The organism is Agrobacterium larrymoorei (assembly GCF_005145045.1).
GTDB classification, from domain to species: Bacteria; Pseudomonadota; Alphaproteobacteria; order Rhizobiales; family Rhizobiaceae; genus Agrobacterium; species Agrobacterium larrymoorei.
The window spans coordinates 1492915-1505606 of record NZ_CP039691.1 but is presented as its reverse complement, the minus strand read 5'-3'; the positions used below and the strand labels follow the sequence as shown (position 1 = coordinate 1505606).

Here is a 12692-nt window from a genome sequence, read left to right as displayed (position 1 = left end):
AAGCGGTCAGAAACAGAAAAACCGACCGGAGTACCAATGCCCGAAGTCATTTTTAACGGCCCTGCGGGTCGCCTCGAAGGCCGTTACCAGCCCTCCAAGGAAAAAAGCGCACCGATCGCGATCATCCTTCATCCACACCCGCAGTTCGGCGGCACGATGAACAACCAGATCGTCTACCAGCTCTTCTACATGTTCCAGAAGCGCGGTTTTACGACATTGCGCTTCAACTTCCGCTCCATCGGCCGCAGCCAGGGCGAGTTCGACCACGGTGCGGGTGAGCTTTCCGACGCCGCTTCCGCGCTGGACTGGGTGCAGAGCCTGCATCCGGATTCGAAGAGCTGTTGGGTCGCCGGTTACTCCTTCGGCGCATGGATCGGCATGCAGCTTCTGATGCGCCGCCCGGAAATCGAAGGCTTCATGTCGATTGCGCCGCAGCCGAACACCTACGACTTCTCCTTCCTCGCTCCCTGCCCGTCCTCCGGCCTCATCATCAACGGTGATTCCGACAAGGTCGCGCCGGAAAAGGACGTGAACGGACTGGTGGAAAAGCTGAAGACCCAGAAGGGCATCCTCATCACCCACCGCACCCTGCCCGGCGCCAACCACTTCTTCTCCGGCAAGGTGGACGACCTGATGAACGAATGCGGCGACTACCTGGACCGCCGTTTGAACGGCGAACTGGTGCCGGAACCGGCGGCCAAGCGCATTCGGTAATCGAATTTGACGGCTGCCTCTGGCAGCCGTTTTGCTTTGAGGCACGTATTCAATGAAAGCTATTTCGATTTATGTATTCGCCGGATTGTCACTTTTGTTCGGCTTGCCCTCGGCCTTTGCATCCGGTGAAGACCAAAAACCCTGTGTGGGCCTATCCGGTGTAGATAAAGAAAATTGTCAAGCAGCCTTTGACCTGCTGACCAAAGAACAGGAAAAAGGTCCCGACTTCAAGATTTTTGCCAGTGGCAAGGCGTCGGGCTGGAAATTTCGTTATGACGCTGCCGACGGAACGTGCATCGAAAGCACAGAACTGCGTCTGCCGCACGATCAGCAACTAACTCTGCTGTACACCTCAGCGGATTATGCGAACACAGATGAGCTTCCAACCCTTCGAATTGATAGGCTTGGAGTAAACGTTACGGCGATACCAGGCCGAATATCTGAGTTAGCTATCAAAGCACAGGAAGAAGGAAAGCTAGAAGTAAGAGCCGGTCGGGAGGCGTTTCGCAGCCAAAACACGGAAGAATCCAAAGCAGATCAAGTCGTGCTAGCGGAAGTGATCAGCCCAAATAAATTTAGGGCTTGGATGAAGGAAAATGGCCGCAAGAACTGCGACGATTGATTCCCGCCTTTTCTTAGACCTGACTGCGCCATTCTCCCTTACATTCAAAAGTCGGGCACACCAGACCGTCAATCGTCATCGGCTGACACGGTCGCATACCGATCTTGGTGAGAACGTTTTGCGAAGCACGGTTCTCAGGATGGGTGAATGCGATGAAACGGTCGGCAACTCTTCTTTCGAAAAACCAGTCTCGCAAGGCAGAACTGATTTCAGTTGCATACCCCTTGCCCCATTCATGGTGGTGTAGGGAATATCCAAGCTCGAAATCGGGCCTCTCGTCGCCATAGAACGAGAAACCCGCCCGCCCCATGAACCGGTTATCATCCCGAGCCAACAGCTTGTACTTCGCAGTGCCGTGAAGCGCGTGCTCTTCAATCCATTTCGACAAGCGCTCCTCGCATTTTTCGAGGCTCCAGGGAGCGGCACCACCGAGATAACGCGTCGTTTCTATCGTGGAATGCAATTGATGAAGGTGTCTGATATCGCCGGGTTCCCACATCACAAGTCGCAGCCTGTCGGTTTTGAGAATGACCTCTTCATGCATAGCCGTTACCTCCTCGCGCCGGTGAAGACCCCACCCGTCACCGGCTCCTCCACCCCGGTCGTGCCGGGATAGGTAAGCGGCAATCCTTTCAGCGAACGGACCGCGAGATAGGCCCAGGCCTCCGCCTCCATCGCGCCACCATCGAAACCCGCCTCCTCCGCGGCAATCACACGTGCCCCGAGCTTGGAAGCCTGCTCGGAAAACTCCGTCATGATGACCGGGTTGAGGCGACCGCCGCCGCAGATGACGTAGGTTTTGGCAAGCTCCGGCAGATAGCTAGCGGATTTGAGGATGGCGGCGCCGGTGAGATGGGCGAGCGTTCTTGCGCCGTCTGCGAGGCTGACCTCGCCTTTTTCGGGAGGCGTAAAGTCCGAGCGATCCAGTGATCGGCGGATGTTGGCGGAGAAGAAGGGGCTTTGCATATAGCGCTCAACGAGCGATGGGACGACCCTGCCCTTTGCGGCGGTTTCGCCGCCCCTGTCGTAGGATTTGCCGGTATGGGCCTCGATCCATTGATCGATCAGCATATTGCCCGGGCCGCTATCGAAAGCGGCAAGCGTGCCGCTCGCGCCAATATGGGTGAGGTTTGAAATCCCGCCGATATTGACGAAGACGGCGGGCGTTTCGAAACGTTCCGGCAGATTGGCGGCAAGCGCTGCATGGTAGACCGGGATCAGCGGCGCGCCCTGCCCGCCATGCACCATGTCGTTGGCGCGCATGTCGTAAACGACATCGATGCCGGTTTCCTCTGCCAGGAGCGGCCCATCACCGATCTGAACAGTCAGGGCATCGTCAGGCCGGTGCAACACCGTCTGGCCGTGGAAGCCGATGACATCGACATCCCGCGAATGAAGCTTGTGTCGCGCCAGAAAGGATTTGACGGCAGCGGCGTGCGCGAGTGTTAGCTTGCGCTCTGCATCCGCCAGATCACCTGGACGCTCATCGCGCTGTTTAATGGCGCGGGCGGTGACGAGGGCCTTTTGCCAGATGCTGCGCAGTTGCGGATCGTAAGGGAAATAGCCGGATGGGCCGTGGCGCACGATGGTTTCGCCATCGGTCCGCAACAGCGCGATGTCGATGCCATCCATCGATGTGCCGCTCATCAGGCCGATTGCTGTTTTCACGTTGCCCATGCGCCGCTCCGCCTTCAAAGAATCATATCCTCATCAATGAGAACATTCATGGCGCAAACGGGTGCACTTTACAAAAAATGATGATAAAGGCGCTGGCATTCACTGAAACGCAGTGAGCATCACGACAAATCCCAGAAAGAAAAAGGTTATGTCCAGGTTCAAGTCCGATTTCCTCCGCACGCTCGATGAGCGCGGCTTCATTCACCAGATCTCCGATGAGGCAGGTCTCGACGAACTGTTCGCCAAGGAAACCGTGACCGCCTATATCGGCTATGACCCGACCGCATCGAGTTTGCATGTTGGCCATCTGACGCAGATCATGATGCTGCACTGGCTGCAGGCCACCGGCCACCAGCCGATTTCTCTCATGGGCGGCGGCACCGGTATGGTGGGCGATCCTTCCTTCAAGGAAGAGGCGCGCAAGCTGATGACGGTCGACTTGATCGAGGACAACATCACCTCGCTCAAGCACGTCTTCGCGAATTACCTCGATTACGATCGCAAGCCGAACCCGGCCTTGATGATCAACAATGCCGACTGGCTGCGCGGCCTGAATTACCTCGAATTCCTGCGCGATGTTGGCCGCCACTTCTCGGTCAACCGCATGCTGTCCTTCGACAGCGTCAAGACGCGTCTGGATCGCGAACAGTCGCTGTCCTTCCTCGAATTCAACTACATGATCCTTCAGGCCTACGATTTCGTGGAACTGAACCAGCGTGTCGGTTGCCGTTTGCAGATGGGCGGTTCGGATCAGTGGGGCAATATCATCAACGGCATCGACCTCGGTCACCGCATGGGAACGCCGCAGCTCTACGCACTGACTTCGCCACTTCTGACAACCTCTTCCGGTGCGAAGATGGGCAAATCCGCCTCCGGCGCCGTATGGCTGAACAAGGATTTGCTGCCGGTCTACGATTTCTGGCAATACTGGCGCAACACGGAAGACGCGGACGTCGTTCGCTTCGCCAAGCTGTTCACCACGCTGCCGATGGACGAGATCAACCGTCTGGCCCAGCTTGGCGGATCGGAAATCAACGACGCCAAGAAGATCCTCGCGACGGAAGTAACAGCCATCCTGCACGGCCGCGCCGCGGCAGAAGAAGCAGCAGAAACGGCCCGCAAGACCTTCGAAGAAGGCGCGCTGGCCGATAACCTGCCCTCCATCGAAGTGCCAAAGGCCGAACTGGAAGCCGGTGTCGGCCTGCTTTCGCTGATCGTCCGCGCCGGTCTCGCCACCTCCAACGGCGAAGCCCGCCGCCACGTTCAGGGCGGCGCGGTTCGTATCAACGACGAAAGCATGTCGGATGAGCGCAAGCTGATCGGTTCTGGCGAAGTAACTGCGGATGGCGTGATCAAGCTTTCGCTGGGCAAGAAGAAGCACATTCTGGTGCGTCCGGCCTAAATTGTAGGCCCTACGCCGGACTTTATCTTCATTGAATTTCTGTCGCCATGCACTGCTTGGCGACAGAAAATCGGCGTCCAAGCCGCGATCATTGATTAGAATTCCGGAAATTCAAGCTTGCTCGTATCGTAACCAAGCGCCCTCGCCTTTTTCACCATCACCGCAAGTTTCGCCTTGGACGGGACGGAACGTGAATAAATCCACAGGTTTTCCATGTCCGGTGTTGCGCTGATGAACCATGTGCGGTCGGGGGAATTGTAGAGTACCCAATAATCGAAGGTGAAGAAAAGCGGGTAGCGGACGTGCAGCTTGGCTTTCGTGGTTTTGGAATCTTTCAGCGTGCCCACGCCTTCTATCGTCTTCGGCTTGCCATTGGGTGAGCCTTCGCGACAGCCGTCCTCCACCAGAACCTGATCGGGTGACGCGCCGGGCTTGTAGATGGAGTATCCGGCCACGCAGCCGTCCGTCAGGCGCATCGGTGTTCTGCCGATTTCCAGCCATTTGCCTCGATAGTGAGACATGTCGGTCTGTGCCACGGCGGGCTCTTTTGCCTGCGCTTGAGGCACGATACCAAGGCTGCCGGTGCATAATGCCAGGCTTATGCCTGCAAGTCGAAGCAGTGTGTTCATGACTGTTCTCCGCGAGAGTATCGCGGAAAACGCCGTCTTATGAAGGCGGTTGCATCAACAAGATGGTGAAGAGGACATCAGGAGACGACGGCTCGCCCGTCGGGATATTCTGCCGGCCCCTTGATCTCCAGCGTGTTGCCGAAGGGGTCCTGTATATAGAAGGAGTGGCCCATGCCGCGCGCGCCGCCATGCATGGCCTCGCGGTGGATCAGCACGCCATGGCTCTCAAGGTGAGAACGCAGCGCATCATGCTCGAAAGGTCCGGTGGCGATGCAGATGTGATCGACATTGCGCCCACCGGCAACGGGCGGGCGGGCCTTCTCACCTCCGGGATGCGTCGTATCCCACAGCACGATGAGTGAGGCTCCGCACCATACCTGTTCCACGCCAAGTGCCGGGTAGGTGTAGCCGGGACGGCAACCCAATACGTCGTGATAGAATTTCAGCGCTTTTTCCATGTCGTCCACCAACAGAACGACGTGGTCTATACCCACAAGCGAAAACGGCACGTCCGATGTCACAGATATTTCCTCCCAGAATGTCGGCCTAACAATCGCCGTATCCAGAGGAAGGTCAACTACAAAACTCTACCCGTTGCCCGTGACCACTTTTTCCAAAAGCTCGTCTAGCTCAGTGGTTTCGCCAACCGCTATCTTCTGTAGCCCAAAGCGCTCCACCTCCTCCGCCATCAGATGGTTGAACGCCGCGGCGCGTTCTGCGAAGCTGTCGATCAGGAACCTGCCTTGAGCATCCCGGCTGTCATAGGCGCTTTCAATCCTGATCCGCCGTTCGACCACGCCTTCATCCGCAACGAGCCAAACCGCGCGCATCTCCTGCGAAAGAACCGTAACGACAAGTTCCGGAAGAAGCGCGGAGCCCTCAAGCACCAGCGGCTCATCACCCGTCATCAAAGGATGAACGAGCGGCTCCCACATGGAGCGGTAATGCTGGAGAACGGATTGCATGCGTTCATCCAGCGAAAGATCGCGATAATATTCGATGACGTGCGGCGGCACCTGCTCCGGCGCGTCCCGCCATGGACGGCCCGGATGCCGCGCGAGGCTATCGGTAGACACGCAGCGCCAGCCCAGACGACCGGCAACCGCCGCACCGAGCGTCGATTTTCCGGCATGAGACGTACCGCCGATGATGAACAGCCGTGGTGTCATAAAGTCCTCGTGCGTTAACAGGCAGCATGAAGACATACATCGACAACGGCAAAGGCGGACATATTTTAAGGGGAGAATATCAAACCAAGTGGTACGCCCTAGGGGAGTCGAACCCCTCTTTTCAGAATGAAAATCTGACGTCCTAACCGATAGACGAAGGGCGCATGCGCTTGGTTTGTGGCGCCCTTATAATCAGAGGTTTTGGATACGGCAAGCGGGAAAATGCGTGATTTGACAAAAAAATGACATCGCGCCCCAAAAGCCCTGCAAAACAAGGATTCTAAATTCAAAACAAAGGCTTGCTTGGCTGTGGATAAATGGTTTTAGAGGCGCTTTTCTGGATAAAAAGCGAAAGCCGATGGGGAATCCCCGGTGAATCGTCTATTGCGCCCAATCCTGTTTCTCGTCTTTGTGACAGCAGGATTTGGCTGCGAACGCTTCGCTTGCACCGCCGCCATCCCCCGTAAAAGTGAGAACAAAGTGCCGGATTGTGGGCATTCAAATGTATTTTCCTGTCGCACCGGAAAGCCTCTTGCGTTAAAGAACCGGAAAATCCCGTACCGGCTCGAACCCCGTGAGACCTATGACATTTCCAAATCATATTCAGATCACCCCGGAACTCGTTGCATCCCACGGGCTGAAGCCCGACGAATATCAGCGCATCCTTGACCTGATCGGGCGCGAGCCGAGCTTTACCGAGCTTGGCATCTTCTCTGCGATGTGGAACGAGCACTGCTCTTATAAGTCCTCCAAGAAGTGGCTGAAGACCCTGCCGACCACGGGTCCGCGCGTCATTCAGGGTCCGGGCGAAAATGCCGGTGTGGTAGATATCGATGACGGCGACTGCGTCGTCTTCAAGATGGAAAGCCACAACCACCCCTCCTACATCGAGCCCTATCAGGGCGCGGCGACCGGCGTCGGCGGAATCTTACGTGACGTCTTCACCATGGGCGCACGCCCGATTGCGGCCATGAACGCACTGCGTTTCGGCGCGCCTGACCACCCGAAGACCCGCCACCTCGTGGCTGGCGTCGTGGCCGGTGTCGGCGGTTACGGCAACTCCTTCGGCCTGCCGACTGTCGGCGGCGAAGTCGAGTTCGATCCGCGTTATAACGGCAACATCCTCGTCAACGCGTTTGCGGCTGGACTTGCCAAGTCCGACGCGATCTTTCTGTCGGAAGCCAAGGGCGTTGGCCTTCCGGTCGTTTATCTCGGCGCAAAAACAGGCCGTGACGGCGTCGGCGGCGCGACCATGGCCTCTGCGGAATTCGATGAATCCATCGAAGAAAAGCGCCCCACCGTTCAAGTCGGCGACCCCTTCACCGAAAAGTGCCTGCTGGAAGCCTGCCTCGAACTGATGAAGACAGGCGCCGTCATCGCCATTCAGGATATGGGTGCCGCTGGCCTCACCTGCTCCGCCGTCGAAATGGGCGCGAAGGGCGATCTCGGAATCGAACTCAATCTCGATCAGGTTCCGGTGCGCGAAGAGCGCATGACGGCCTACGAGATGATGCTTTCCGAAAGCCAGGAGCGTATGCTCATGGTTCTGGAACCCTCCAAGGAAGAAGTTGCCAAGGCGATCTTCGTCAAGTGGGGTCTGGATTTCGCCATCGTCGGCAAGACCACGGACGATCTGCGCTTCCGCGTTCTGCACAATGGCGAAGAAGTCGCCAACCTGCCGATCAAGGAACTGGGCGATGAAGCCCCGGAATATGATCGCCCATGGACCCCTGCCAAGGTTTCCGCACCACTGGCCGCAAACGACGTGCCGGAGGCAGATGTTGCCGACGCACTCGTCAAGCTCGTAGGTTCCGCCAACAACTCCTCGCGCCGCTGGGTTTACGAGCAGTACGACACGCTCATTCAGGGCAACTCGCTTCAGCTTCCGGGCGGTGACGCCGGCGTGGTGCGCGTCGAAGGTCACGACAAGAAGGCGCTGGCCTTCTCGTCTGATGTGACCCCGCGCTACGTGGAAGCCGATCCGTTCGAAGGTGGCAAGCAGGCCGTGGCCGAATGCTGGCGCAACATAACCGCGACTGGCGCTCTGCCGCTGGCTGCGACAGATAACCTGAACTTCGGCAATCCTGAAAAGCCTGAAATCATGAGCCAGCTCGTTCATGCCATCAAGGGCATCGGCGAAGCCTGCCGCGTTCTGGAATTCCCCATCGTTTCGGGCAACGTCTCGCTCTATAACGAGACCAACGGTCAGGCGATCCTGCCGACGCCAACCATCGGCGGCGTTGGCCTCATGAAAGACTGGGGCAAAATGGCCCGCATCCGTTTTGCCGCCGCAGATGACGTCATTCTCGTCGCTGGCGCACCGGAAGGCCTCGGCACGCACATCGCCCAGTCCGTTTACATGCGCGATATCCATGGCCGCATCGATGGCCCTGCCCCGCATGTCGATCTGGAAAACGAAAAGAAGACCGGCGACTTCGTCCGCTCCATCATCACCGAGGGACTGACGAGCGCGGTCCACGATTGCTCCTCCGGCGGCCTCGCTCTCGCCGTTGCCGAAATGGCAATCGCCTCCGACATCGGCGCGATTGTGGATGAAGTCTCGGGCAACCCGATCGTCGTTTTCTACGGCGAAGATCAGGGCCGCTACGTTCTGACGGTGAAGCAGTCGGACCTCGAAACCGTCAAGGCGCGGGCATCTTCTGCAGGCGTTTCGCTCGTTGCCATCGGCAAAACCGGCGGCTCCAGCGTTAAGCTGGGTAAGGCGCGCACAATCGAGATTAAAGAATTGCGCAACGCCCATGAATCGTGGTTCCCTCAATTCATGGACGGCGAAACGCTTGTCGCAGCAGAATAAGAACTGAGGAGTGAACACATGCCCATGAAGCCCGGCGACATTGAAGACATGATTAAGGCCGGAATTCCCGGAGCAAAGGTAACCATCCGCGATCTCGCCGGTGACGGAGATCACTACGCAGCCGAAGTCGTGGCGGATGCCTTCAAGGGCAAGACCCGCGTGCAGCAGCACCAGATGGTCTACGACGCGCTGAAGGGCAACATGGGCGGCGTTCTGCACGCTTTGGCGCTACAGACGTCTGCCCCGGAGTAAGCCTACCTATCGACTTGAAATGAAAATGGCCTGCGTGATGACATCACGCAGGCCATTTGTTTTTGGGAACGGGAAATGCTTGCTCCGTTTTCTCCCAACCACTGCCGTCATCCTCGCCCTTGAGGCGAGGATCCACTGGTCTGGCCGCAGTAATGGATCCTCGCCTCAAGGGCACTACTGTCCGGTTTAAATGTGCGGATGCGAGGCAAGGCTTTGAATACATTGCAGTTCCATCCTTCAAATCCGGTTGTGACACGCTTTGACCACGTTCGCTGCACGTTGACGACGGGTGCAACCCCCACATCCGTCATCCCGGACTTGATCCGGGATCCAGCCAGACCAAGTCCTTGGTCAAAAAGACTCTTTTGACACGCAGACGCGCGTCTGCTGGACCCCGCATCAAGTGCGGGGTGACGGGTGGGGGAGCTGTTCTCGCCCCAAACTACCCACCCACTTTAAACCGGACAGTAGTGCCTCAAGGGCGAGGATGATGCTGGAGGGTTAGGTTCGGCTGGAACAGCTTTTGAAAACCAACGCCTTACCGAAACATCTCCGGTGGCACGTCCGATTTTAGCTCTGCGAACTTCGCCGCAGGCAGCGGCCCCGCCGTCAGCAGCGTGAAGTCGAAGCCGGACTTTCTGTCAGAGCCCAGCACATATTGCCGGTGCATGCGCAGGAAATTGAGCTTGTTTTTCTTGTAGCGCTCATCCGAAAGCGAATGCTTGAACTTGATCCGCACAAGCCTTGGCTGGGCGGCATCGATATGGCCAGTCAGCGCCGCCGTATTACACTTGTAAAGGTGGATGGGGTCCGAGATACACTGGATATCGAACCAGTTCACCTCACGGTGACGCGCGAGGGTGCCGATGCTTTCCCGCAGCCGCGTTGCGCTGGAAACGAAGGCGCATTGCAAGGCCGCGCCGCCAAGCGTGACGAAGGAGACGTTGCGTCCGTCGAATGCGCTCGGCTTCAGCTCGAGCACGCGCGCGGCCACCGCGAGAGCCAGGCTCGCGCCCATGCTGTGCGAGACGAAGAGCACTTCGTCGCAAGGTGCGTCCAGCGCAAGCAATATCTTTTCCGCACGATCCTCGATCCAATCTCGCGCCATCGGCTCATCGCGACCGACGATCAGGGCGAAGCGCCAATCGGCGAAGAGGTGCAGCGTGTGGAAACGTTGGGAGAAACGCATGACGCAGAAGGCGAAAAACGCGTAAGCCGCCGGAATGCTGAGAAGACAGAGAAGCGGCGAGACGCCGAGCAAAAGCGGCAGGCTGGCGATGAAGCCGGAAAGAAGAAGCCCGCAGAGAATAAACAGATAGGGAAAGAGGAAAAACAGTCCGAAGCGCCAGGCGTGGCGGAAATATTGCGCTGCCGCACCCTCAGCGATGATCCCTGCCCCGGCTTTGAAGCCGAGAGCGATCTGTATCCAGACGGGAATCGCGCGTAAGCGCGATATGATAGCGTTGTGATCGTGGATAAAGATCGTGGATTCCGTGCGTTCGGACCCAACCGCCGAAGTCACATCGATGCGGCTTCCCGCCTCGGTTTCCGCAACATCGCTGACAGCATAATCGATGCCGAATGTCCTGCCGGATTGCGCCGCGCTTCGGCTGTAACGCTGCTGATGCGCCTTGGCGTCCAACGGGTCGAAACCCGGAAAATAAAAGACAAGACGTGAGTCGACAGACGTCATGATAACGATCCTTTGGTTCCAGAAAGCCCCAAAAGGATCGCTTGATACAGTGGGTGACGCCCGTATAGTAAAGACCGTGGCTTAATTATGATTTTACATCATAATCCACTGCTATGCCGGTTCGTTGTTGCGAGGTTTTCTTGTCCAAAATAGTCGAAGATATCATTGGCAGCGTCGTCAAAGGTGCCATGTCGGAAATATTGTCCAAGACGGGTGTTCGAAAGACGAGAAGGACGCGCGGAAAAGCGAAGGCTGGCACCTCTCTTGGCGGCGGCATCGTCGGAAGCATTCTGGAGGCTGCCCTCGGCGGAAAGCCTGCCAAGAAGACCAGACGCGCGCCCGCAAAGAAGCAGGTCAGCAAGCGCCGCACCGCCGCCGCGCGAAGCAGGCAGCGATCGCGTTAATCTGAACTCCTGGAAATCAGGTCGGACACGGTGACGAACTGAAAACCGCGCGCTTTCAGGCCGTCGATGACCTTAGGCAGAGCCTGCCGCGACGCCTCTCTGCTTCGATACATGACGTGCAGCAGAATGATCGATCCGTTGCGCGCATTCTCGATGACATGTTTTGCCATCGCATCCGCGTCTTCTGCAATATCGGCGTATGATTCAGGCTCAACATCCCAGGTGATACTGGTGCGTCCGGTTTGCGAGAGATACCAGGGCAATGTGATGAGCTTCTTGCCATAGGGCGGGCGAAAATAGATTTCGCCTTGATAACCCGCATTTCGAATGGCCTTGTCCGTGCGCTCGATTTCGTCGCGGATTTTGCCCGTGCTCATCAGCGTCATGTCCGAATGGGAATAGGAGTGATTGCCGATCTGGTGGCCACGGCGCACGATTTCGGCTGCTAAGGCTGGCGTTTCTTCGATTTCCCTGCCGGTCAGAAAGAAAGTCGCCTTGACGTCGCGATCATTCAGAATGTTCAGCACATCACGGGTATAGCGCAGCGTCGGCCCGTCATCGAGGGTCAGCGCCACCACCGGCTGGGCCGTTTCGACACGGGGAATGATCTTGCCGAAAAGCTGGTAACCACGAGCTTTGCTAAGCTGGAAAAGCCCGAACAGGATCGCAAAAACGAGAACCAGAATACCTGCTGCTATAAAATATCTACGCAAAGCTTGCCTCGGAATCAATTAAATAGGCTCGCAACGAAATACAGCTTTAGAGCGAAAGAAAGGCCTTGGGTTTCATTTAAATGACTCTGCCTTTTTTCGGCTTTACGACTGGAAATAATGGCATTCCGTGTTATTTAAGAGCAAACGAAGCAGCGGCCTTGAACCGCATGTGAAAGGAATTCGGCCATGAGCGGCATCCACGAAATGATCGACAACGAAGTGAAGAGCAACGACATCGTTCTTTTCCTGAAGGGCACCCCGCAGTTTCCACAGTGCGGATTTTCCGGTCAGGTCGTTCAGATTCTCGATTACCTTGGCGTTGAGTACAAGGGCGTGAACGTGCTTGCGGATGCCGATATTCGTCAGGGCATCAAGGATTATTCCAACTGGCCCACCATTCCGCAGCTCTATATCAAGGGTGAATTCGTTGGTGGCTGTGACATCGTGCGAGAGATGTTCCAGTCCGGCGAACTGCAAAGCCACTTCCAAGAACAGGGTATCAGCGTCCGCGGCGCGGCCTGATTTCGGCCGGTTCAAACCGGCCCATCCTGAACGTCAAAAATCTCTGCCAGGCGTTGCCCCAAGCAACGCCTTTGCCGTTC

General features: G+C 57.1%; 14 protein-coding genes and 1 tRNA gene. 7 read left to right on the top strand and 8 right to left on the bottom strand.

The window, feature by feature from the left end; translation table 11 throughout:
• Positions 1-36 precede the first annotated feature (36 nt).
• A complete protein-coding gene (locus CFBP5473_RS07105; protein WP_027673362.1) occupies positions 37-714 on the top strand; it encodes an alpha/beta hydrolase in 678 nt (225 codons plus the stop codon).
• A gap of 52 nt (positions 715-766) precedes the next feature.
• Entirely contained in the window at positions 767-1336 is a 570-nt protein-coding gene (locus CFBP5473_RS07100) for a cytochrome c oxidase subunit II (protein WP_027673363.1), read from the top strand.
• Positions 1337-1349: 13 nt separating this feature from the next.
• Here the strand turns inward: CFBP5473_RS07100 and CFBP5473_RS07095 are convergent, their stop codons facing one another.
• Together CFBP5473_RS07095 and CFBP5473_RS07090 are read right to left on the bottom strand one after the other, a co-directional pair.
• A complete protein-coding gene (locus CFBP5473_RS07095; protein ID WP_027673364.1) occupies positions 1350-1880 on the bottom strand; it encodes a GNAT family N-acetyltransferase in 531 nt (176 codons plus the stop codon).
• A gap of 5 nt (positions 1881-1885) precedes the next feature.
• A complete protein-coding gene (locus CFBP5473_RS07090; RefSeq protein WP_027673365.1) occupies positions 1886-3013 on the bottom strand; it encodes an anhydro-N-acetylmuramic acid kinase in 1128 nt (375 codons plus the stop codon).
• Positions 3014-3161: 148 nt separating this feature from the next.
• Here CFBP5473_RS07090 and tyrS point away from each other — a divergent pair, with 148 nt between their 5' ends.
• Positions 3162-4415 (top strand): tyrosine--tRNA ligase, encoded by a 1254-nt coding sequence (gene tyrS, locus CFBP5473_RS07085; RefSeq protein WP_027673366.1) that lies wholly within the window; start codon positions 3162-3164, stop codon positions 4413-4415.
• 95 nt (positions 4416-4510) lie between these two features.
• On the opposite strand, the gene CFBP5473_RS07080 is transcribed toward tyrS, so the two are convergent.
• The 4 genes from CFBP5473_RS07080 to CFBP5473_RS07065 all read right to left on the bottom strand — a co-directional run bounded on the left by CFBP5473_RS07080 (position 4511) and on the right by CFBP5473_RS07065 (position 6377).
• Positions 4511-5044, bottom strand: a complete 534-nt coding sequence (locus CFBP5473_RS07080; RefSeq protein ID WP_027673367.1) for a lipocalin family protein — start codon at positions 5042-5044, stop codon at positions 4511-4513.
• Between the two features lie 77 nt (positions 5045-5121).
• Positions 5122-5565, bottom strand: a complete 444-nt coding sequence (locus tag CFBP5473_RS07075; RefSeq protein ID WP_234881735.1) for a VOC family protein — start codon at positions 5563-5565, stop codon at positions 5122-5124.
• A gap of 66 nt (positions 5566-5631) precedes the next feature.
• Complete coding sequence (locus CFBP5473_RS07070; RefSeq protein WP_051441112.1) at positions 5632-6213, bottom strand: hypothetical protein; 582 nt, start codon at positions 6211-6213, stop codon at positions 5632-5634.
• 89 nt (positions 6214-6302) lie between these two features.
• A tRNA-Glu gene (locus CFBP5473_RS07065) sits at positions 6303-6377 on the bottom strand.
• Between the two features lie 419 nt (positions 6378-6796).
• Between CFBP5473_RS07065 and purL the strand changes: the two genes are divergently transcribed.
• Both purL and CFBP5473_RS07055 read left to right on the top strand, forming a co-directional pair.
• Positions 6797-9028: a phosphoribosylformylglycinamidine synthase subunit PurL gene (gene purL / locus CFBP5473_RS07060; protein WP_027673370.1), complete on the top strand. Its 2232-nt coding sequence runs from the start codon at positions 6797-6799 to the stop codon at positions 9026-9028.
• A gap of 18 nt (positions 9029-9046) precedes the next feature.
• Positions 9047-9280: a BolA family protein gene (locus tag CFBP5473_RS07055; RefSeq protein ID WP_003516012.1), complete on the top strand. Its 234-nt coding sequence runs from the start codon at positions 9047-9049 to the stop codon at positions 9278-9280.
• A gap of 538 nt (positions 9281-9818) precedes the next feature.
• On the opposite strand, the gene CFBP5473_RS07050 is transcribed toward CFBP5473_RS07055, so the two are convergent.
• On the bottom strand, positions 9819-10973 hold the full coding sequence (locus CFBP5473_RS07050; protein WP_027673371.1) for an alpha/beta fold hydrolase: 1155 nt from the start codon (positions 10971-10973) through the stop codon (positions 9819-9821).
• Between the two features lie 140 nt (positions 10974-11113).
• On the opposite strand from CFBP5473_RS07050, the gene CFBP5473_RS07045 reads away from it, so the two are divergent.
• Entirely contained in the window at positions 11114-11377 is a 264-nt protein-coding gene (locus CFBP5473_RS07045; protein ID WP_027673372.1) for a hypothetical protein, read from the top strand.
• On the opposite strand, the gene CFBP5473_RS07040 is transcribed toward CFBP5473_RS07045, so the two are convergent.
• The gene (locus CFBP5473_RS07040) at positions 11374-12090 is read right to left on the bottom strand and encodes a polysaccharide deacetylase family protein (RefSeq protein WP_051441113.1); all 717 of its coding nucleotides are present in this window, start codon (positions 12088-12090) and stop codon (positions 11374-11376) included. The genes CFBP5473_RS07045 and CFBP5473_RS07040 overlap by 4 nt on opposite strands.
• A 186-nt stretch (positions 12091-12276) precedes the next feature.
• Between CFBP5473_RS07040 and grxD the strand changes: the two genes are divergently transcribed.
• Complete coding sequence (gene grxD / locus CFBP5473_RS07035; RefSeq protein ID WP_027673374.1) at positions 12277-12612, top strand: Grx4 family monothiol glutaredoxin; 336 nt, start codon at positions 12277-12279, stop codon at positions 12610-12612.
• The last annotated feature ends 80 nt before the right edge of the window (positions 12613-12692 follow it).

Coding starts and splice junctions, on each gene's coding strand:
- tyrS (WP_027673366.1), top strand. CDS start 3,162: ATGTCCAGGTTCAAGTCCGATTTCCTCCGCACGCTCGATGAGCGCGGC.
- grxD (WP_027673374.1), top strand. CDS start 12,277: ATGAGCGGCATCCACGAAATGATCGACAACGAAGTGAAGAGCAACGAC.
- CFBP5473_RS07055 (WP_003516012.1), top strand. CDS start 9,047: ATGCCCATGAAGCCCGGCGACATTGAAGACATGATTAAGGCCGGAATT.
- CFBP5473_RS07080 (WP_027673367.1), bottom strand. CDS start 5,044: ATGAACACACTGCTTCGACTTGCAGGCATAAGCCTGGCATTATGCACC.
- purL (WP_027673370.1), top strand. CDS start 6,797: ATGACATTTCCAAATCATATTCAGATCACCCCGGAACTCGTTGCATCC.
- CFBP5473_RS07090 (WP_027673365.1), bottom strand. CDS start 3,013: ATGGGCAACGTGAAAACAGCAATCGGCCTGATGAGCGGCACATCGATG.
- CFBP5473_RS07070 (WP_051441112.1), bottom strand. CDS start 6,213: ATGACACCACGGCTGTTCATCATCGGCGGTACGTCTCATGCCGGAAAA.
- CFBP5473_RS07100 (WP_027673363.1), top strand. CDS start 767: ATGAAAGCTATTTCGATTTATGTATTCGCCGGATTGTCACTTTTGTTC.
- CFBP5473_RS07095 (WP_027673364.1), bottom strand. CDS start 1,880: ATGCATGAAGAGGTCATTCTCAAAACCGACAGGCTGCGACTTGTGATG.
- CFBP5473_RS07050 (WP_027673371.1), bottom strand. CDS start 10,973: ATGACGTCTGTCGACTCACGTCTTGTCTTTTATTTTCCGGGTTTCGAC.
- CFBP5473_RS07105 (WP_027673362.1), top strand. CDS start 37: ATGCCCGAAGTCATTTTTAACGGCCCTGCGGGTCGCCTCGAAGGCCGT.